20 protein-coding genes and 1 pseudogene are annotated in these 20,767 nt (G+C 44.0%); 1 reads left to right on the forward strand and 20 read right to left on the reverse strand.

What is annotated here, in order from left to right:
- Positions 1-263 (forward strand): annotated as a pseudogene (locus DXA07_RS10520) (hypothetical protein); the annotation flags it as partial.
- Positions 264-451: 188 nt separating this feature from the next.
- On the opposite strand, the gene DXA07_RS10525 reads toward DXA07_RS10520, so the two are convergent.
- The 20 genes from DXA07_RS10525 to DXA07_RS10615 all read right to left on the reverse strand — a co-directional run bounded on the left by DXA07_RS10525 (position 452) and on the right by DXA07_RS10615 (position 20,456).
- Entirely contained in the window at positions 452-1,117 is a 666-nt protein-coding gene (locus DXA07_RS10525; RefSeq protein WP_021944903.1) for a V-type ATP synthase subunit D, read from the reverse strand.
- A gap of 198 nt (positions 1,118-1,315) precedes the next feature.
- Positions 1,316-2,686 (reverse strand): V-type ATP synthase subunit B, encoded by a 1,371-nt coding sequence (locus tag DXA07_RS10530; protein WP_117822067.1) that lies wholly within the window; start codon positions 2,684-2,686, stop codon positions 1,316-1,318.
- Positions 2,687-2,690: 4 nt separating this feature from the next.
- On the reverse strand, positions 2,691-4,454 hold the full coding sequence (locus DXA07_RS10535) for a V-type ATP synthase subunit A (protein ID WP_117807211.1): 1,764 nt from the start codon (positions 4,452-4,454) through the stop codon (positions 2,691-2,693).
- Positions 4,455-4,475: 21 nt separating this feature from the next.
- Positions 4,476-4,796, reverse strand: a complete 321-nt coding sequence (locus tag DXA07_RS10540) for a V-type ATP synthase subunit F (protein WP_021944905.1) — start codon at positions 4,794-4,796, stop codon at positions 4,476-4,478.
- A complete protein-coding gene (locus DXA07_RS10545) occupies positions 4,789-5,760 on the reverse strand; it encodes a V-type ATPase subunit (RefSeq protein WP_118484567.1) in 972 nt (323 codons plus the stop codon). The genes DXA07_RS10540 and DXA07_RS10545 overlap by 8 nt, the downstream gene beginning before the upstream one ends.
- 13 nt (positions 5,761-5,773) lie before the next feature.
- Entirely contained in the window at positions 5,774-6,367 is a 594-nt protein-coding gene (locus DXA07_RS10550) for a V-type ATP synthase subunit E family protein (protein WP_021944907.1), read from the reverse strand.
- A 51-nt stretch (positions 6,368-6,418) separates the two neighbouring features.
- Positions 6,419-6,892, reverse strand: a complete 474-nt coding sequence (locus DXA07_RS10555) for a V-type ATP synthase subunit K (RefSeq protein WP_008402619.1) — start codon at positions 6,890-6,892, stop codon at positions 6,419-6,421.
- A gap of 5 nt (positions 6,893-6,897) precedes the next feature.
- Positions 6,898-8,946: a V-type ATP synthase subunit I gene (locus DXA07_RS10560; RefSeq protein WP_118484569.1), complete on the reverse strand. Its 2,049-nt coding sequence runs from the start codon at positions 8,944-8,946 to the stop codon at positions 6,898-6,900.
- Positions 8,947-8,984: 38 nt separating this feature from the next.
- A complete protein-coding gene (locus DXA07_RS10565) occupies positions 8,985-9,326 on the reverse strand; it encodes a hypothetical protein (RefSeq protein WP_147352433.1) in 342 nt (113 codons plus the stop codon).
- A 593-nt stretch (positions 9,327-9,919) separates the two neighbouring features.
- Positions 9,920-10,348, reverse strand: a complete 429-nt coding sequence (rpiB, locus tag DXA07_RS10570; protein WP_021944910.1) for a ribose 5-phosphate isomerase B — start codon at positions 10,346-10,348, stop codon at positions 9,920-9,922.
- A gap of 239 nt (positions 10,349-10,587) precedes the next feature.
- Positions 10,588-11,631 carry an L-threonylcarbamoyladenylate synthase gene (locus DXA07_RS10575; RefSeq protein ID WP_173788488.1) on the reverse strand — a complete coding sequence of 348 codons (1,044 nt, stop codon included), beginning with the start codon at positions 11,629-11,631 and terminating at the stop codon, positions 10,588-10,590.
- A 491-nt stretch (positions 11,632-12,122) separates the two neighbouring features.
- Complete coding sequence (locus DXA07_RS10585; protein ID WP_118484573.1) at positions 12,123-13,625, reverse strand: hypothetical protein; 1,503 nt, start codon at positions 13,623-13,625, stop codon at positions 12,123-12,125.
- Between the two features lie 2 nt (positions 13,626-13,627).
- Entirely contained in the window at positions 13,628-13,972 is a 345-nt protein-coding gene (locus DXA07_RS10590) for a YhdT family protein (RefSeq protein ID WP_118484575.1), read from the reverse strand.
- Between the two features lie 111 nt (positions 13,973-14,083).
- Entirely contained in the window at positions 14,084-15,412 is a 1,329-nt protein-coding gene (locus tag DXA07_RS10595) for a lanthionine synthetase LanC family protein (protein WP_118484577.1), read from the reverse strand.
- 46 nt (positions 15,413-15,458) lie between these two features.
- On the reverse strand, positions 15,459-16,364 hold the full coding sequence (locus DXA07_RS10600; protein WP_348980821.1) for a cysteine synthase family protein: 906 nt from the start codon (positions 16,362-16,364) through the stop codon (positions 15,459-15,461).
- The gene (locus DXA07_RS13570; protein ID WP_243015442.1) at positions 16,361-16,576 is read right to left on the reverse strand and encodes a hypothetical protein; all 216 of its coding nucleotides are present in this window, start codon (positions 16,574-16,576) and stop codon (positions 16,361-16,363) included. The genes DXA07_RS10600 and DXA07_RS13570 overlap by 4 nt, the downstream gene beginning before the upstream one ends.
- A gap of 138 nt (positions 16,577-16,714) precedes the next feature.
- A complete protein-coding gene (locus tag DXA07_RS14150) occupies positions 16,715-16,906 on the reverse strand; it encodes a hypothetical protein (RefSeq protein WP_348980824.1) in 192 nt (63 codons plus the stop codon).
- Positions 16,855-17,895: a PatB family C-S lyase gene (locus tag DXA07_RS10605; protein ID WP_348980820.1), complete on the reverse strand. Its 1,041-nt coding sequence runs from the start codon at positions 17,893-17,895 to the stop codon at positions 16,855-16,857. Before DXA07_RS10605 ends, DXA07_RS14150 begins: the two co-directional genes overlap by 52 nt.
- Positions 17,896-18,002: 107 nt before the next feature.
- On the reverse strand, positions 18,003-19,157 hold the full coding sequence (locus tag DXA07_RS10610) for a PLP-dependent aspartate aminotransferase family protein (RefSeq protein WP_118484617.1): 1,155 nt from the start codon (positions 19,155-19,157) through the stop codon (positions 18,003-18,005).
- Positions 19,158-19,529: 372 nt separating this feature from the next.
- The gene (locus DXA07_RS10615) at positions 19,530-20,456 is read right to left on the reverse strand and encodes a LysR family transcriptional regulator (RefSeq protein ID WP_118484579.1); all 927 of its coding nucleotides are present in this window, start codon (positions 20,454-20,456) and stop codon (positions 19,530-19,532) included.
- Positions 20,457-20,767 lie beyond the last annotated feature (311 nt).

Raw genomic sequence — 20,767 nt, forward strand, 5'->3', positions numbered from 1 at the left:
CGTGGATGGAAGCCATCTGCATGGATATGTCAGAATATCTGTATCACCCGGAGGAGGTTGTTACCATGTTTTCTGAAGCATTACGAAAATTGGATGAAAATACCGTCAACTACATGATCGATGAACTGAAAAAAGAACGGGACGAAGCAGTCACTGCTCTAGCCGAAAGAGATGCTACAGTATCTGAAATGAATGCTACCTTATCTGAAAAAAATGCTGAGATTGCAAAATTAAAGGCGCAACTTGCCGAGCGAAACAAATAAAATCTTATTTTCTAATATAACAACAAGCAGAAAACTCCTGATATTATACTTGTTATGTAGCAAACCTATCCGAGTGCCGGTTCTTAGGCAGCGTCCCTTGCTACCTTACGTACCGTTGCACCGAGGATAGAGTGCAAGCGTTTTGCGTAATAACAATGTATAATATCAGGAGTTTTCGTTCGTCTGCATCACTCAAATTGATGCTCTTTATAGTGATGGGCTTCCTCCAGCATCATATCCTTGACCTTCATGAGCCGCACCTGCGTGCTTCGCTCATTCTCATCAAGCTTCATACTGATATATCGGATGCCCTCCTTTGTCTCAGGAATGATAACATGCTCCAGTGCATTTACACGTCGTCTGGTCTTTTCGATCTCCGATGCCAAAAGCTGACAGGATTTCTCAATCTCCGCCAGTTTCAGCATATCCGGAAGGATGTCAGCAAGTGACTTTACTGCATCATCCAGATCACCGGAGGTAAATGCAAAACCATAAGAATAGATATCATTCTCATCCGCACTTTTTGTTGTATATTCAAATACCGGAATATCTACACTCATAACATTTCGATCCTTGCAGGTAAGCTGGACTTCCTGTTTCGGTGCCATCAGTGCTGTATGAAGGATCTGTTCAGACATGCCGGCTTTTGCTATGACAAAATTCGTATTGGCGGCTTTGATGCCGGCCTCAACCTTCTCACGAAGTGCCATATTCTCTCTTGCCATATCAAGGAACTGCCGCATCAGCTCATCTCGTTTATCTTTTAACAGCTTATGGCCTCTGGTTGCCGTAACAAGCTTCTTCTTTAAACGGGTCAGTTCCATTCTGGTAGGATTTACCTGTGTAGCTGCCATTTTTGCCTCCTTATAATGTCAACTCGAAGCGCCTGCCTTGCTTGGCGACTCGTAGCGCTCTTCCGTTTATTAACTCGAAGCGCTTCACCTCGCCTGACGGCTCGGTGGGTTCTGTCGAACCATGCTCGTATCCTTGCAAATCGTCTGCTATAAGCAAGCTCAAGCATCCCATTTGCAAGTCTACTCACGCGCTTCTCGTTACTTTCCATAGTATTGATCTAACCACTTGTCATCGATACGTTTCAGTTCTGCACGAGGCAGGATCGATAACAGCTTCCAGCCGATGTTTAATGTCTCTTCGATACTTCTGTCTGTCTCATACCCCTGAGATACATATTCCTTTTCAAATGCTTCTGCAAACTTTGCATATAAAATATCGATATCCGACAATGCAGATTCACCAAGGATCGTCATAAGCTCCTTTGCATCCTTACCACGGGAATATGCAGCAAATAACTGGTTCATAGTGCTGGAATGATCTCCTCTTGTCTTTCCTTCACCGGTACCCTTATCCTTCAGACGTGACAGAGATGGAAGTACATCGATTGGTGGTGTTACACCCTTTCTGTAAAGCTCACGACTTAAGATGATCTGTCCCTCTGTGATATATCCTGTTAAGTCAGGGATTGGATGTGTCTTATCATCCTCTGGCATGGTAAGGATCGGGATCATTGTGATACTACCATTCTTGCCACGCTGTCTTCCTGCTCTTTCATATAATGTTGCAAGGTCTGTATACATGTATCCGGGATATCCACGACGACCCGGAACCTCTTTTCGGGCTGCGGATACTTCTCGTAATGCATCTGCATAGTTTGTGATATCCGTCAGAATAACCAGTACGTGCATGTTCTTTTCAAATGCAAGATATTCCGCAGCGGTCAGTGCCATACGAGGTGTAGCGATACGCTCAACCGCAGGGTCATTTGCAAGGTTGATAAACAGTACGGTTCTGTCGATCGCGCCTGTCTCCTTGAAGCTCTCCGTGAAGAAGTTTGCTTCTTCGAAGGTGATACCCATAGCAGCAAATACTACGGCGAATGGTTCATCTGTTCCACGCACCTTAGCCTGTCTTGCGATCTGGGCTGCTAACTTCGAATGTGGAAGTCCCGATGCTGAGAAGATCGGCAGCTTCTGTCCTCTTACCAGTGTATTTAATCCATCAATAGCAGAGATACCTGTCTGGATAAATTCCGATGGATAATTTCTGGCTGCCGGATTCATTGGCAGACCGTTGATATCTCTTCTCTCCTCCGGAAGGATATCCGGTCCTTTATCGATCGGTCTTCCCAGTCCGTCAAATACACGACCAAGCATATCTTCTGATACGCCAAGTTCCATACTTCGTCCAAGGAATCTTACTTTGCTGTTTGAAAGGTTGATACCGGTTGAATTCTCAAATAACTGTACCAGTGCATCTTCACCATTGATCTCAAGAACCTTGCATCTTCTGACTTCGCCACTTGCAAGCTCGATTTCACCAAGTTCATCATAGGTAACATTTTCTACACCATGTACCAGCATCAGAGGTCCTGCAACTTCCTGTATGGTTCTATATTCTTTTGGCATATGCTTAGTCCTCCTTTGCTATGGCTGCTTCCAGTTCCTGATGAAGTGCCTTTATGATCTTGTCATATTCTGCTTCCACATCTTCCGGATGTGTATATTTGAAACGTCCGATCTTCTCACGAACCTCCATATTCAGAATATTCTTTATAGTTGCACCACTCTTCAAGGCCTCTGATGATTCCTCATAGAATGCCAGCACAAGTTCCATCATGCGGAACTGCTTATCCAGTGGTGTGTAGGTGTCGATCTCATGGAATGAGTTCTGATGCAGGAAGTCCTCACGGATAGATCTGGCGGCTTCCATCTTCAGACGGTCGCCTGCAGATAAGGCATCCATACCAACCATCTTAACGATCTCATCCAGCTCTGCTTCTTCCTGTAATAATGTCATAAGCTTCTGACGATCTTCCATCCAGTGCTCATTGACATTTTCCTCAAACCATTTTCCCATGTTATCTACATACAGCGAATAACTGGTCAGCCAGTTGATCGCCGGGAAATGTCTCTTATAAGCCAGTGCCGAATCCAGTCCCCAGAATACCTTAACGATACGAAGGGTTGCCTGCGATACCGGCTCTGAAATATCACCACCGGGAGGTGATACGGCTCCGATTACGGATAAGGCTCCGGTTCTTCCTTCCGAACCAAGTGTCTTAACCATACCGGCACGCTCATAGAACTGTGCCAGACGGCTTCCTAGATATGCAGGATAACCTTCCTCACCGGGCATCTCCTGTAAACGTCCTGACATTTCTCGAAGTGCTTCTGCCCATCTGGAAGTAGAGTCAGCCATCAGCGCAACGGAATATCCCATATCACGGAAATATTCTGCGATCGTAATACCGGTGTAAATAGAAGCCTCTCTGGCTGCAACCGGCATATCCGATGTATTTGCGATCAGAACGGTTCTCTCCATCAGGGAGTATCCTGTCTTCGGATCCTTCAGTTCAGGGAACTCGTTTAATACATCTGTCATCTCGTTTCCACGTTCACCACATCCGATGTATACAACGATATCGGCTTCTGCCCATTTTGCAAGCTGATGCTGGATAACAGTCTTTCCACTACCGAATGGTCCGGGAACTGCTGCTACACCACCCTTTGCGATCGGGAAGAATGCATCGACAACTCGCTGTCCTGTGATAAGCGGCATAACCGGCGGAATCTTCTCTGCATAAGGACGGCCCTTACGAACCGGCCATTTCTGCATCAGTGTCAGTTCCTTATCACCCTTTGCTGTCTCAATCACACATACAGTCTCTTCTACTGTGAAATCTCCGCTCTTGATCTCTTTTACAGTTCCTTCTATACCATATGGAACCATGATCTTCTGAGTTACGACAACTGTCTCCTGTACGGTTCCGATCACATCTCCGGTCTCTACCTTGTCCCCTGCCTTAACGCATGGAACAAATGGCCATTTGATGTCTCTCTTTAATGATGGAACTTCAACGCCTCGCTGCAAATTATTTCCACAGATTTTCATGATATCATCCAGAGGTCTCTGGATACCGTCATAGATACTGCTGATCAGTCCGGGTCCAAGTTCTACGGACAGCGGCATTCCGGTTGACTCTACCGGTGCACCCGGTCCAAGTCCTGATGTCTCTTCGTAAACCTGAACAGATGCCTGATCTCCATGCATCTCTATGATCTCGCCGATCAGTCGGCTCTCACTTACTCTGACAACGTCATACATATTCGCGTCACGCATTCCCTCTGCGATAACAAGAGGTCCTGCAACTTTTTTTATCTTACCTGTTGCCACGTTTTCTGGTCACGCTCCTTCCTAGTTTCCACTGAACAGAATGTCCGAACCGACTGCCTGTTCTACGGATTTCTTTACTCCATTTATACCTGCAGATGTATTACCGGAAACTCCTGGGATCAGGATGATCGCCGGAAGCATCTGCGTCTTATATCTCTCTATCTCTTTCTTGATCTGCTCTGCCATGCTCTCTGTTACATAGATAACGGCATATCCACTTTCTGCCAGTCTTCTGAGCTGTGTACTGCCCTGTTCTGCATCGGATACCGGGAAGGTCTCAAGTCCCAGAGTCGCAAAGCCATAGATGCTGTCATATTCACCTAATACTGCAATTCTATACATACATTTCCCTTACCCTTTCCCTGATTGCATCATCCGGCAGATGATTTAACTTTCCGGTCAGGATGATCCTGACTGTCTTGATCTCATTCTGCCTTGCAAGTACATAAGCAACAAGTGGTCCAATCGTAAATGAATTATATTTCTGCGGCCGGATCGCCTCTATGATCCGGTTATCGCACCAGCGTTCAAATGCGGATGAACTGTCTGATAATGCCGCAGCTCCACCGGAATACGGTGTTTCTTCCAGATATTTGATCACATCCGGCATACCGGAAAGTGCTGCCCGCATCAGCCGTTCCACATTGAGCGTCTGACATTCCTCCATCGCACGTCTCATAAAATCCAGTCCTTTTTCTGTCTTTACAGAACGGACTGCGATCTTGATATTTGCAACTGCCACAACTGTCTCTGCATATTCTTTTAATAATGCATCTCCATTCTTCTCCGCTGCCGCAAGCATTGCCCGCATGGCTGCCCGGTCAATGATAACATCACACATCTGACCATCTCCGGTATGCACCAGACACTCATATGCCTCTAATGCGCATTCCCGCATAGATTCCGGTAATGACCGGAAATCTTTATCTTTAATGATCTCGACTAATGCTTCACCCGAAACAGATGCATTGTCATAAAATATATTTGCCTGAACTTCTCCGTCTACAACGGTTTTGATCGCTGCCTTCAGATTATGGAAACTATCCTGGATCAACAATACGTCAAATACTGTCTGATCGGATACCATCTCCTTGACCAGTGTCCATGTTTTTTCCAGTTCCCTGTTCAAAATGGTCTCTGCATCCTGCACTCCGGTTTCTGTATCACCCCAGCCTTTTTCACCTAAGAACTGAAGGCAGTCCGCATATGTTTTCTGGGCAATCAACTGCTCGATCACAGCCTGTGAAAACAGGGACATCTCAAGTGCCCGGATCCTGGCAACAGCATATATATATTTGTCTGCCATTTTTCTACCTCCCTTATGTGAATAACAGGGAATTTAATTTGTCTGCCATTTCTTCTTTCTGCGCATGGAACATGGCAGCTAATGAACAATTCTCCTCGATACCGCCATAGATCAGGATAAATCCTCCGTCTATATCACTGGCTTTATCTGCGAGCGTCAAATCTCCTCCATGTGCTTTTGCTATCTCTGATACCCGTTTTGCAAATCCTGCCGGAAGCCGCTCCATATCTTTGGCTGAGAAGCTGATCTGTCCACTCTTCGGCTGTACTGCATTTCCGATCATACGCTCCATCATATGAAAATATCTGTCAACTTCCATATCGATCATTCCGTTATAGGCTTTACCTATCACTTCATTGATGATCTCCTGCTTTGCCTTTAAGACTGTCTGGCGTTTCTTCAGGTCGGCAGAGGATTTTGCCCTTGCCATTCCGTCCGCTTTTACATGGCTGACCTTTTCAGCCGAACCCGCCTTGATCTTATCTGCTTCCACCTTTGCATCTTCTATAATCTGATCTGCCTTTTTCTGTGCATCTTCAAGGATCATATCGGATTGAGTGTTTGCTTCTTCCAGAATCTGTTCAACGATCTTCTCTAATCCTGTCATACAAATCCTCCTGTACTACTTGTTCAATCATGTTTCAAATCAACGCCTGTTTTATACCGGTACACCGTTAATTGCAAGAATTGATACGAGCAGAGCAAGGATCGCATATGTCTCTACCATTGCAGGGAAAAGCATTGCTTTACCGAACTGATCCGGCTTCTTTGCTACGATACCAACTGCTGATACAGCGGTTTTGCCCTGATGCATAGCGGATACAAGACCAACTAATGCGATTGGAAGACATGCTGCAAGGATCAGTAATCCGGTCGCTGTTGAAAGTTCTGCAGGAGCACCATTTAAAATACCGATCTTTGATAAAGCGATGAATCCTACCAGCAGTCCATAGATACCCTGTGTACCGGGAAGAAGCTGGATGATAAGAACCTTTGCGAATTTGCTTGGATCTTCACTTACTACACCTGATGCAGCCTGACCTGCGATACCTACACCGTAAGCAGATCCCATACCTGCCAAAATAACTGCTAATGCAGCTCCTGTTAAAGCTAAAACTGTACCCATTGTCATATTGATTATTCCTCCTTAATTTCCGGTTTACAGGTTTTCATGCCTGCATTCCCTATATCTACATATTTTGTATTTTCTTTAAATGGATGGAACGCTTCTCCGCCACCCTCATAAAACTTACCAAAGAATTCTACATACTGAAGTCGGCATGTATGGACATAAGCACCTAACATATTGATCGCAAGGTTAAATGTATGTCCGATGATGAATACCAGAATGAATACGATCGCGCCCAATATTCCATCTCCTACCATACTTCCCATCTGATTGATAACCTGTGCGATAACACCGGTTGCAAGTCCCAGTGCAAGCAGTCTGGAATAAGATAACAGATCAGACAGCCAGCCTGTGATATTGTAAATATCATACAAACCAAGTGCCAGTCGGAGCACTGGATTCTTATGACTTCTGCCGGACATCACAACGATGATCGCTGCACCTAAGATCGTAATGACATAGCTGAAGGTCTTAAGTCCATCTGAAAAATGGAAGCTTACCTGTGCGATCGATGCAAATAAACTGGTTGGCATCAGCATCAGTACCAGACCGATGATGAGCAGATACCAGGATATAACATCTGAGAAGAAGCCTACAAAATCTTTCTTCTTTAAACACATATAACCTTTTAACGCCAGACCGCCGAACAGATGGATCAATCCAAATAACAGGGAGAAGATCAGCATCTTCATCGGGTTATCAAGCGGTGCAAACCATACCGGTGCAATCGTGATCTCATGATGGAAGAAGGTTCGTGATACGACTGCTACCACATCTCCAAAATATCCTCCAAACAAGATACCCCATATCAATGTCGATATACCGCAATATTCAAATAATGTCAGTGACTTCTTCATGCCATCTCCCATCTTCGGGAACTTCCGAAGCAGGATGAAACATGCAAGGAATATAATAAGTCCATATGCCGCATCCGATAACATCAATCCGAAAAAGAATACATAGAATAAACTCATCGGTGTCGTCGGATCCATCTCGCCTCTGGCAGGAAGTCCATAGGATTCCAGGATTCCTTCTGCCGATGCAAATGGCATCTTATTACTTAGCCGTACCGGTGCCGGTTCATCCTCAGGTATCTCGCTGGTTTCAACCATCAGCACAAAATTCTGATTCAGTTCTTCTTTTACCCTTTCTTCATCCCGCTCCAGTACATAACCGGTTATGATAAATGTACTGTTCGACTGAAGCAGAGTTCCAAGCACCTGATATTTCTCAGCTCTGATCTTGTAATAATCGGATAAGGTCTTAAGTGCCTGTCTGCTTTCTGCAAATCCGGAAATCTGTTTTTTCAGATCCTCGATCTCATCCTCATACCCCTCTATCGTGAGTCGGTATTTCTTGATCTTATTCTCCGGTGTCCGTTTTGAAAAATACGACATCCGGGTAAATCCTTCTGCCCTTAAGGCTTCTTCCAGTCTTTCCGTCTCTGTTTTCAAACATACCACAAATATACATGTCTGATCTTTATCAGAAGATATCACCGTGATCTCATGAGCTGATAACTCCGGTTGCCTTTTTGCAACCAGTTCTTCTATCATATTCTCTGTAAAACCGGGTCCTAAACTTCCCATGATCACATCTGTATGTTCGGTTCCGGTCGTATTGATCGGAACATCCATATTGATCCACGGTTTCAGTCCATCGATTGCAAGCTGACATTTGGCAATCTCTGCTTTGCAGTTTCCAATCTTCTTATCCTTTTCCCGGATCTTCTGCACGATCATATTATAATCATGCCGATTCTCAACAATCTCTTTATATACAGAATCGTCTACATCAGCTTTGCCTGCAAGTGCCTGCAGCATTGATGTTTTTTCCGGTGCATATCTGTCAAGGATCTCTAAAGCTTCGTCGGTATTCTGGACACGTTTTTCATATTTGGAACGCTGACTGGTTGTGTTGATCTTCTTAAATACATCCGTCTCATCCCCACCGGCCCGGATCTCCAAAGCTCCCATGGACTGAAGTTTCTCCAATATGGCTTTTCTGTCTTTCTTCATGGCGCATATGTCAATCTTTTTTATAGCCAATACCGCCATAATGATTACCTCCCTTCTGCATCCTGATATTCAAGCATTTACAATAGCTGCTTGATCACAAGCTCTACGGCTTCACCCTCTCGCTCGGATGCACGTTTTTTTAAGGAAGCAATCTCGTCGGATGCTTCTTTCAAAGCTTCTTCTGCAAGATCAGTTTCCAGTTTCTTCTGGTCGACCGCGATAGCCGCCAGATCTGTTTTAGAACCTGCATTTGCATCTACGATCATCGCATTTGCCTTTTCCTTTGCTTCCGCCTGAATTGCTTCTGCTTTTTTACCGGCTTCTTTTACGATCTCGGCTGCCTTTGCTTCTGCATCTTCTAATGTCTTCATGGCTTCCTGTAGCATAATTTCTCCCTCCGTAATAATTAATCTCGGCATGTAATGCCGCTCTGCTAATATTTTATTATGTTAGTGTACTCTTTTCAAGCAATATTTATCTTCTTTTATAGATTTTTCATCAAAAGGTCATGAAATTTTACCGGTTTTTAAGTCATTTTTGACAAACATTCTAAACTGTCAAATTTAGTTTAACCATTTTTCACGTCATTTTGCACAATTTTTGTTGTGATTAACAACAGCCATATAATAAGACCGCAGCCAAAGACTATCTGCGGTTTCTATGAACAGCATATCCCTTATCCGCAAATGTTCCAGTGCTAACTCGCCTGTCGGCTCAAACAAGCACTCACATTTGCTGGTATATGCAGTTCATATCGAAATCCTCGATAATCTCTTCTGACTGCGGTCTTATTATATGGTTGTTGTTATTTTACATACATTAAATACCAATGCAAAAAACTGTTACAAAACTATAACTATACATCCCACCCTGATAGATGATGTTTTTCTTACTACTTATAATCTTCTATAAATTACATATCCCCTATTCGCAAATATTCCTGTGCCAACTCGCCTGTCGGCTCAAACAAGCACCCACATTTGCCGGTATATGCAGTTTATAGTATTTTTCTTTACTCTTCAATCATCTTGATTCTTCTGATATGACGTTCGTCATTTGAGAATGGTGTGTCAAGGAAGGTGTCAACGATCTTGAGTGCCAGTCCCGGTCCGGTTACACGGGCACCCATTGCAAGGATATTGGCATCGTTATGCTCTCTTGTCGCCTGTGCACTGAAGCAATCGCCACAAAGTGCTGCACGGATTCCCGGTACCTTATTTGCTGTAATAGAGATTCCGATTCCTGTTCCGCAGATCAGGATTCCTCGCTCACATTCTCCATCTGCTACTGCGTGTGCAACTTTCTTTGCATATACCGGATAATCAACGGATTCCTCGCTGTAGCATCCGTAATTCTTGTATTCCAGTCCTCTTTCTTCCAGATGCTTGATCACATCCTGCATTAATCCGTATCCACCATGGTCACATCCAAGTGCTATCATATTCTTTGTCCTGCCTTTCTTGTTTTCAAAATTTTTTCGGGTGGTTGTCACCCAACCCGTTTTTTCTTCACTGTCAACTTTTTCCATTATATCGTGAGCATAGCTCACTCAATGCATTCCGCAAAATCAGCATCCCTGCGAGCAAATAATTTTGCGCTCATTATATCATGTGCTTCGCACATTCTATGCATTCCGCAAAATCAGCATCCTTGCGAGCAAATAATTTTGCGCTCATTACATCACACCGATATGATTCTATGTCCTGCCGCCTTGATCAGCCGGTTCATGATCGCATATCCCATATCACCTTCCCGGAAGGATTCACTGTAAATATAGTCTGCGCCGATATCATCACACAAACGAAGCAGCCGGTACAGGGATGAAGATACCGTAATTTCATTCTTTTTGCTTCCCGCATCAAGAACATTTTCACAGGAATATAAATCCGTATTTTCTGTATCACACAGAACTGCCGTCTTATATCCTTCTGCCTGCTTACAAGCAACCAGCTCTGCAATCTTTGCGGCAACCTTTTCCCGCTCACCCTCTACGATCGTGAGTTTTCCCTTCGGTGCATAATGTGTGTATTTCATGCCCGGAGCTTTTGGTCTGACTTTCATATCCACACTTTCCAATGCCGGATCGATCATGACATCTCCTAAAATATTCTTGATCATATCCGCTGAGATATAACCCGGACGTAAAATTGTCGGACGATCGCCTGTCACATCTACGATCGTGGACTCAATTCCGATTCCAACCGGTCCGCCATCTAAGATCATATCGATCCTGCCGGACAGATCTTCCTCTACATGTGCTGCTGTTGTCGGTGATGGTCTTCCGGACAGATTTGCACTCGGTGCTGCAATATACACGCCTGAATCTTTGATCAGCTTCATAGCTGCCGGATGTGATGGCATACGGATCGCTACCGTTTCCAAACCGCCGGTTGTCTCATGCGGTACAATGTCTTTCTTTTTGAAAATGATCGTCAGTGGCCCCGGCCAGAATGCTTCCATCAGCATCTGTGCCTGTGTGGATACCTCTGCCGCCAACTCCCATACACTTGCCGTATCAGCAATATGTACGATCAACGGATTATCCGATGGTCTTCCCTTGGCACTGTAAATTTTTTCGGATGCCTTTGGATTTAACGCATCTCCACCTAGTCCATATACGGTTTCTGTTGGAAATGCAACCAGTCCACCACTTTTTAATATATCCGAAGCCTTCCGGAATAATTCTTCGTTTTCCAGATCAGCTTTCGCTACTATGGTTTTCATTTTAATTACCAGCCTTACCTGTATAGTCAGGCACATCGCCTGCCAGTCTCATTTTAGCCTTATCCCCTCACAGTGTCAACCTGTGAAAAAGAGCTTCCCGAATCATGGATATAATCTCTATATTCTCACACTTATACCCTCTACTATATGCCACTCTTGGGTATCGCACCTGTTTTTTCGTCTTCATACCAAATTTATTTATCTTCGTTGGGTATTTTCCCCCAACATTCTTCCTAATACCCGCATCAGACTTGTCCTTGTGGGTATCGTGCACTCATATCCTATCTCATACCCATATCTGATCAGGCGTCTCGGGTACGACGCCTACTTATCATCTACCATACCCTCATCTAACCTGTCGCCTCGGGTATCATACTTACTCATCCACTGCCATACCCAGAAATCAAGCATCATCAAACAATAACTCACATATACAAACGCAAATATAGCCTGTCTGGCTGTTGACTAGACAGGCTATATATATCTTAACTTTATTCAGCAACTGAAGCTTCCGCCGGATACTCCTTGCCAAACCATGTGGCGATCACGCGGTATGGGCACTTCGGTGTTGCAAGGCTGACAACCACCATAATGATCGTGGAGATCAGACAGGCAACGATACAGGAATTGAAACCAAGTGAGATTGGCAGAACACCCATATCGATCAGGAGATATAAGCCAATACCACTGATGATACCTGCGATCGCACCATACTCATTTGCACGCTTCCAGAAAAGTCCAAGAAGCAGAGTATGAAGGAATGCAACTGTCATACCACCGGTTGCATAAGTGATCAGAGAAGCCAGAAGCTCAGGTGGATCACATGCGAATAAGAACACCACAAGTGCAACAACGATAACACTGATAACATTTAACTTCTTTAATGTCTCCTGCTTTGCATCTTTATTGAACAGGTTCTTGTACAGATCACTGACGATCGTTCCTGCAAGAGATACGATCATTCCACCAACAGATGACTGAACCGCACCACATACACCGGCGAGAACCAGACCTGCTGCCCATGCGGGCATTACACTTACTGCAAGTGTCGGAATACCAAGGTCAGGAGTTGCAAGGCTTCCTTCCGGGAACATATATTTGATCGTGAAGCACAGACCATTTAAGCCAATGAGCCAGATTGCAACTACAACCGCACCAACCTTGATCGCACGATGCAGAGTCTGTGTATCCTTATAAGTAAGCGTTGTCATTGTTACATGAGGCATTGTACAGGTTGTGATACCCCATAAGAATGCAAACGAAAGAACTGTCTTTACACTTGCAGGTACGAACCAGTCCGGATTACTCTTAACTAATGACCGGATCGTCTCTGTATAGCTGAGATCTGTTCCGTTGATGCCCATAATAAATAAGATAATAACGGAAACTGTCATGATAATTCCCTGAAAAACGATCGCAGATGCGATACCTTTAATACCACCTGTGATAGCTGCGATGATAACAAGTACAGTGAAAATAGCAAGTCCGATACGATAATCCTGACCGGTTAAGATCTGGAAAATTCTTCCGCCGCCGGTAATTGTGGATACGGCAAATGCTCCAAGGAAGAACAGGATAACCAGTCCGCAGAGTGCACCAACGATCTTGCTGTTGTTATATCTGTGCATCAGAAGTTCAACAAATGTCTTGGAATCCGTTCTTCTGGCTACGATACCGACACGCTTACCGATCAGTCCAAGTACCATGAAGTTCGTGCACATGGACCAGAAACAGCATACCATCCAGGTCGCACCAAATGTATATGTATAACCCGGTACACCCATGAATACTCCGGCACCGGCAACACCGGCAGATACCATCATGGCAGTTACAAGCACACCACCGCTTCTACCACCGGTATAGAATTTGCTCAGGTAATCACCTTTTCCATTTGCCATTGCTTTTCTGGTAACAAGACTGTATACCAACTGGAAAATCGTATATGCGGCAAATACAGTAATGATTATAATTCTCTGATTTGTAGATAAGTTCATCTCTATTTGCCCTCCTTATGTTTTCTTTCTTTTAATTTTCCGTTTGGAGTAACATCCATGTCACGATATACAAATGTTACAACCAGAATAACCGCTACTACCATTGCGACCAAAATAATGATCTCATTAAAAATCCACTGTGGAAATCCAAGAATGTATTTGTACTTTGATACATCCTTACCGCCCACCAGATACAGGTTGGCGATCATCAGCACCATAAATACCAGATAGGTTCCAAGCGTGATCCAGAATTCCTTTGTTGTCTGGGTGAAACGCTCATCCGGCTCTATTGATTTCAAATCATAATCCCTGCTGTCAGGATCAATGTTGTTATTTATCTGACTCATCTTATGTGTCTCCTCTCAACGTAAGTTTTTGAATAATTATGAAACGAAAAAATCATTCACCGAGTAAAATAATCACTGTTATTTACGCATATAAAATCTTCAATCGTTTTATCATAGTTTGTTTTTCTCCGGAAATGGATCGTCCAGCATTCTTGTCGCATGGAACTGACCCTTTTCTGCAGAAGCAAGCTGCAGCAATACAGCTCCGATACCTGCTGCACCATCGAATAAACCGATCGGTGTACTTAATACATCCGGTGCGACACGGTCAAGTGCAAATCTCCATGCGCACTCTCTTCCTTCCGTACCGTCTGTGATCGTTGCTCCGTCTGTGATGACCTTACCGCACCTCTTTGCCTGTTCCAGATAAGTCTCATCACCAAATGCAGCCCACAGACCCAGATACATATTTAACAGACCCGCAGTTCCGCAGCAGATATTGTAAGTATTCCAGTATCCTTCCGTCCGAACCTCAGGTGCGCCTGTATCAATTACACCCTGTGTCAGCATATCGATATACCGCTTATACCGGTCTTCTCCTGTCATCTCATATAATTTATAGAAGAAACGATTTGTTCCCGCCGGACCATGACAATAGCCAAGATAGAACAGATCCTTACGATCCGGCAAACCATGTGGGATCAGGCTTCCTGCCTTCATCTTAACCGCCTGTGCGATCATGAAATCCGCGATTCCCTTTGTCGCATCTAAGAACCTCTGATCACCGGATGCTTCGTACAGATTCAGCAGTACAAATCCGATTCCTCCGGTTCCCATCGGGAAGTTCGGATCGATATAATCTTCTTTTGCTCCAAAGTAAACAGGATCTACACCCGGATACCAACAGGTTCCGTTTCCAGCATCATGACGCTGCCCGAGGAAATTCTCTCCTGCTTTTGCAGCAAATGCTGTCCAGTCCTCTCTGCCAAATGTTTTTGCTGCATATAAGAAGAACAGAACCGTTCCGGCATCTCCTACGATACCCGGAAATGAAGTCCAGCTATAACCTCTGCCATTTTTTCCGGGCTTTGCATCTGCCTTTGCAGACTCAATAATATCTGCCACAAATGTTTTATATTTCTCATTTCCGGTTATCTTATAGAGCTGTATCATGGCAAAGCCTGCTCCGCTCCAGCCACTGGAAAATGCGTATTTTGAAAAGTTTCTTTTCAGATCCCGATCATGATCAAAACGATAACGGATATATGTGGCTGCTTCTTCTGCCTCCTGCAGATAGCTCACATCATTCGTCGCCTGATATAATCCCAGAAGAAATACGATGATTCCGGACGCCCCGGCATACATACAGATCTCATCATAATAAATGGATCTTCCTTCTGCCGCATCCTGCAAAGACCAGTAGATTCCTTCCGGTCCCTGTTTCTTCCGGCTGTTTATGAAATTCATGGTTTCTTTCGCATATGTAAGATAGTCTGCCATGTTGTCTCCTTCCTGTTCTATGTTTTATATGACATACGATATTCCTTTATTCCTCCACATACATCTTGGTTGACAGATATTTGAATGCGTTGTCAGCCATGATGATTGCAATATTCTTTCCTGATGCTTCCGGACGCTCAGCTATGATTGTTGCTGCCTTTAATGCTGCTGCCGCTGACTGTCCGAGGAATACGCCATCACTCTTTACCAGTCTTCTTCCTGTCTCATATGCATCTTCTGCTACAATATCCAGACATTCATCATATGGGACCTGCTCCGGATTGAAGAATACCGGAACACTCTGTGCCGGAACATCGTTAAATGCAAGTACGCCGTCGATCGTATTTGCTTCCGGATGATTGACATTCTTTCTGGACTGTACTGCCGGCTGTGCGCCAATGATCTTGATACCAGGATTTTTCTCTTTGAAATATCTGGACAGACCAGCCAGTGTTCCACCGGTTCCGACCAGTGCTACCACATAATCAACATTTCCGTCTGTATCCTCCCAGATCTCAGGACCCGTTGTACGGTAATGCGCTTCCGGGTTATCAGGATTTGTTCCTTGATCAATATAGAAGTAACCATGCTCATCTGCATATTTGTTCATGATAACTGTAAGCTTTGCCATGCTTAAACCACCGTTCTGCAGCATCTCCATGAAGCCCGGTACATCGGCTGCCTGAAGCAGTTCTACGCCATATGCCTTTAAGATCAATGTACGTTCTACTGATACTCCCGGCTGAATGACTACTACATATTTATACCCTCTGGAATTTGCAAATGCTGCTGTTGCAATTCCTGTATTTCCACTTGTAAAATCAAGGATCGTTCCGCCCGGCTTCAGTTTACCTGATTTCTCTGCCTCTAAGATCATGTTAAGAGCTGCACGGTCCTTTACGCTTCCTGATGGATTGAAATACTCCAGCTTACCAAGGAGGTGGGCGTTCAGCCTAACTCTTTTTCATAATTTACGAATTCTACCAATGGGGTATGTCCTACAAGTTCTGTAATTGATGAATGAATATTTGCCATTTTTCTATTTCTCCCTTTTCCTATCTGGTTAGTATGTTTTATTGCCGTTATAAAACCCGGAAGCATCAACCTCCGGGTAAATGTCTGTTTGCAAGTCACCATCCAACTCTGGATAAATGATTTTCTCATCCGGCACATCTTATAGCGTTTCTTTATCATAGTATTAAAGTAGGTTTTATATGTTATGCGCCTATTATAGTGACAGTTCCATAATTTGTCAACCAGTCAAAATATTTTAACTGGCTATAACCACAGCTTATAACCAGATCAGTCGATCACTGCCTTTAACCGATCCAGAGCCTCCTTGATCGTTGCTCTCGGACATGCCACATTGATACGTTCAAAGCCTTCGCCTACCTGCCCAAAGATCGCACCGCTGTCAAGCCACAGCTTTGCCTGATTCACGATCAGTTCTCCCGTTCCTTCTCTGTCATTCCGAGTGCCCTGAAATCCAGCCACAGCAGATAAGTTCCTTCCGGCTCGATCAGCTTGATCTGTGGAAGTTCCTTTTTCAGGTAATCACGCACAAATGCGATATTACTCTCTACATATCTCATCATTGCCTGATACCATGTCTCGCCATGAGTATACGCTGCTTCACAGGCGGTAAGTCCCATTGCATTTAACTGGCTGTAGCCCGCCGCATCCACCTGCTTACGAAATACTGCGCGCAGAGTTCCATTTGGAATAAAAATATTCGACACCTGAAGTCCTGCCAGATTGAAGGTCTTTGCAGGAGAAGTACAGGTAACGGAGTTCTGTTCGAATTCTTTCTTGATCGTCGCAAATACCGTGTGCTGGTGGTCTCCGAAAACAAAATCCTCATGTATCTCATCACTTACAACCGTAACGCCATGCTTGATACAGATATCACCCATCTTCGTAAGCTCCTCTGCCGTCCATACACGACTGACCGGATTATGCGGACTGCACAACAGGAACAGCACAACATGATTGTCAACGATCTGTTTCTCAAAATCATCAAAATCGATGTGATATTTTCCATCATCCCCAAGTACCAGATCATTGCTCACAAGCTTCCGGTTATTGTCACGGATCACTTCTGAAAACGGATAATAGACCGGCTGCTGGATCAGAACGGCATCCCCTGCCTTGGAATATGCTTTGACCGCCATCGCCAGTGCAAATACAACACCCGGTGTCTTTGTCAGCCAGCTTCGTTCCACCTTCCAGTCATGGTGAGCTTCCATCCATTTGCTGACCGCCTCGAAATAACTCTCTCTGCTCTCCGTATAGCCAAAAATTCCATGCTGTACACGCTCTGTCAACGCATCCAGGACCAGACTCGACGTCTTAAAATCCATATCTGCAACCCAGAGAGGAAGTACATCCGCAGGCTTTCCTCTCCGCTCTGCAAAGTCAAATTTCAAACAGTCTGTATTTCTTCTATCTATTACTTCATCAAAATTCAGGTTTTTTTCTTCCATAATTATCCTCCCGTTATGTCTCAGATCCTATGCTGTAAATATATTTCCATATCAAAATATTTTTCAGGCAAATTATTTTTTCATCATTATTTGCATATTACACTGTTTTATTCCCCAAAAGAATCAATTGCCTGTTTCAGATCCGCGATCAGATCCTTCTTATCTTCGATTCCTGCCGACAGACGCAGAACACTGTCTGTAATACCGTTCTTTATACGGATTTCCTCCGGTACATCCGCATGAGTCTGTGTCGTCGGATATGTGATCAAGGTCTCTACGCCGCCGAGACTTTCTGCAAATGGGATCAGCTTTAGGGATTCCAGTATATGGAGTGCCAGCGCCTTGCTCTCCACTTCAAATGTCAGCATGCTTCCAAATCCACTCGCCTGGCTCTTACAGACCTCATAATTATTTGTTCCCGGTATTCCCGGATAATAGACATTCTTTACTTTCTTCTCCTGCAACAGGAATTCCACGATCGCCTGTGCATTTTCCTGTGCCTTCTCCATACGGATTGGCAGTGTCTTGATGCCACGAAGCACCAGCCAGCTGTCAAATGGCGCAAGTCCCGCACCTGTCGTCTTTATAATATATCGTAATTTCTCCGAAAGCTCCGGTGTATTTACCACGATGAATCCGGCCAGCGTATCGTTATGTCCGCTTAAGAACTTTGTTCCGCTGTGCAGGATGATATCGGCTCCCAGTTCAAATGGCCGCTGGAAATACGGTGACAGAAATGTATTATCCACGATCAGCAGCAGATTATGTTTCTTTGCAAGTTCCGCCGTCTTGCGGATATCAATAACATTCATCATTGGATTAGTCGGTGTCTCGATATAGATTGCTTTTGTATTTTCTTTGATGTAGTTTTCCGGATCTTCCTCTGCAAAATTGATGCGGCTGAACTCAATACCATTTTTCTGATTAATATGATCAAATAAACGGATACTTCCGCCATACAGATCTGCTTCCGAAATGATATGGTCGCCCGGTTTGAAGATCTCCATCAATGTTGTAATAGCTGCCATGCCGGAAGAAAAAGCGAGAGCATCCAGTCCTCCTTCTAATGATGCAACGATCTTCTCCAACTGTTCTCTGGTTGGATTCTGGAGTCTGCTGTAATCATACCCCGTACTCTGTCCAACTGCCGGATGTGCATACGTTGCTGTCTGATAGATAGGAAAGCTGATCGCTCCCGTTCTGTCGTCTTCAAATTTTTCATGATTTCCATATATACATTTTGTAGCAATTCCTGTATCCATAATAACCGTCATCCTTTCCTGCTGCCTGCGTTTTTGACTTATGGTTTGTTCTGACAGGCTATTACTGACATTACCAATCAGGGAACGCTTCCGCTCGTTGAGCCCTGCAGCGGTACTAAGATGCTGCTTTCGCACCATCAAGTACCGGCGGTCTCAAATGCCCCTGTATTGGCAAGTCATAATAGCCTGTCAGAACAAACCATAAGTTCATGCATTATTTATACCATAGTATATCAGTAGGAATAAGATTTCGGTAGTATGTATTTCTGTGAGCTGGTTATAAGTATCATTTATAGCCAGCTTGTTACTTAATTGTCATTTGCCCCACTCCTTGCAGGCTCAAACTCCACTACAAAGGAAACGGCTGAGCATTTACTCAGCCGTCTTCTTTACATTTTCCTGTGTTCCGTATTGGGTCAGTATCTCGATATAGCGTCTGCCAAGGGTACTCAGCCGCATGCCTTTTCGTTTGATATAGCCGATCGTCATTTTCTCCTCCGTGTCAAGCGGAATTGCGCGGTAAGCACTACCGTTTAATTCTTCACAGATAATACCGGAGCACAAGGTATATCCGTTCATACCAACCATCAGATTCAGCATTGTTGCACGGTCATCTGCTTTGATGATCTGCTTGTATTCCAGAGTGCTGAATACTTCTTCTGCATAATAGAACGAATTTCGTTCGCCCTGTTCAAAGGAAAGGCAAGGATAATCTTTTAATTCTTCAAATGCGATCTTCTCTTTTCCTGCCAGTGGATGCTCGTTGCTCAGATACACGAATACATCACAGTCAAATAATTCCGTAAATTCCAGTCCATTTTCTGAGAAGATCTTCTGCAAAGCCTTTCGGTTGAACTCATTTAAATATAAGATTCCAAGCTCACTCCGGTAGTCTCTTACAAACTCGATCACTTCATTTGTCCGTGTCTCATGCACAGCCAGTTCGAAATCATCCAGCCTGATCTCCTTTGCAAGCTCAATAAAGGCTTCTACCGCAAATGAATAGTGCTGCATGGATACACTGAATTTATTCTTTTTCTTTTCGTTATTTATGTATCGATCTTCGATCATCTGATTCAGTTCTACCATCTGTCTTGCATAGCTTAAAAACTCATCTCCCTCCGCCGTGATCACGATACCACGATTGGTTCGGATAAATAATTCGATATTCAATTCTTCTTCCAGATCCCGTATCGTACTGGAAAGTGCCGGCTGGGATACATACAATTCTGTTGCCGCCTTATTCATGGATTTGGTATCTGCTATCTTTACAGCATAGACAAGCTGTTGTAATGTCATATCTGTGCCTCCCGATTGCTTCCTTATATGTTTTCTTTTTATACAGGTACTTTATGCTTTAATATACTGTAAGACCTGTGTCCAAACAATTACGCTCATTGTACCACACCTCTTTTTTATTTTCGATATTTTCTGATCGTTTTTATAAGATTCTGTCAAAGCATAGTTCTTCAAATCGAATTTTCCGGTAAAAAAATGGTTAAAACTTTCTAAAAACGGTTGACTAAGCTTTTCATACATGATAAAAATATATCATTCAAAAAGGGAGTAGTTTCATGCTGTGCATGTGCCGATTCTCGTCAGTACGCCTT

Origin of the sequence: Clostridium sp. AM54-37XD (assembly GCF_003478225.1) — a bacterium.
GTDB lineage: Bacteria > Bacillota > Clostridia > Lachnospirales > Lachnospiraceae > Coprococcus > Coprococcus ammoniilyticus.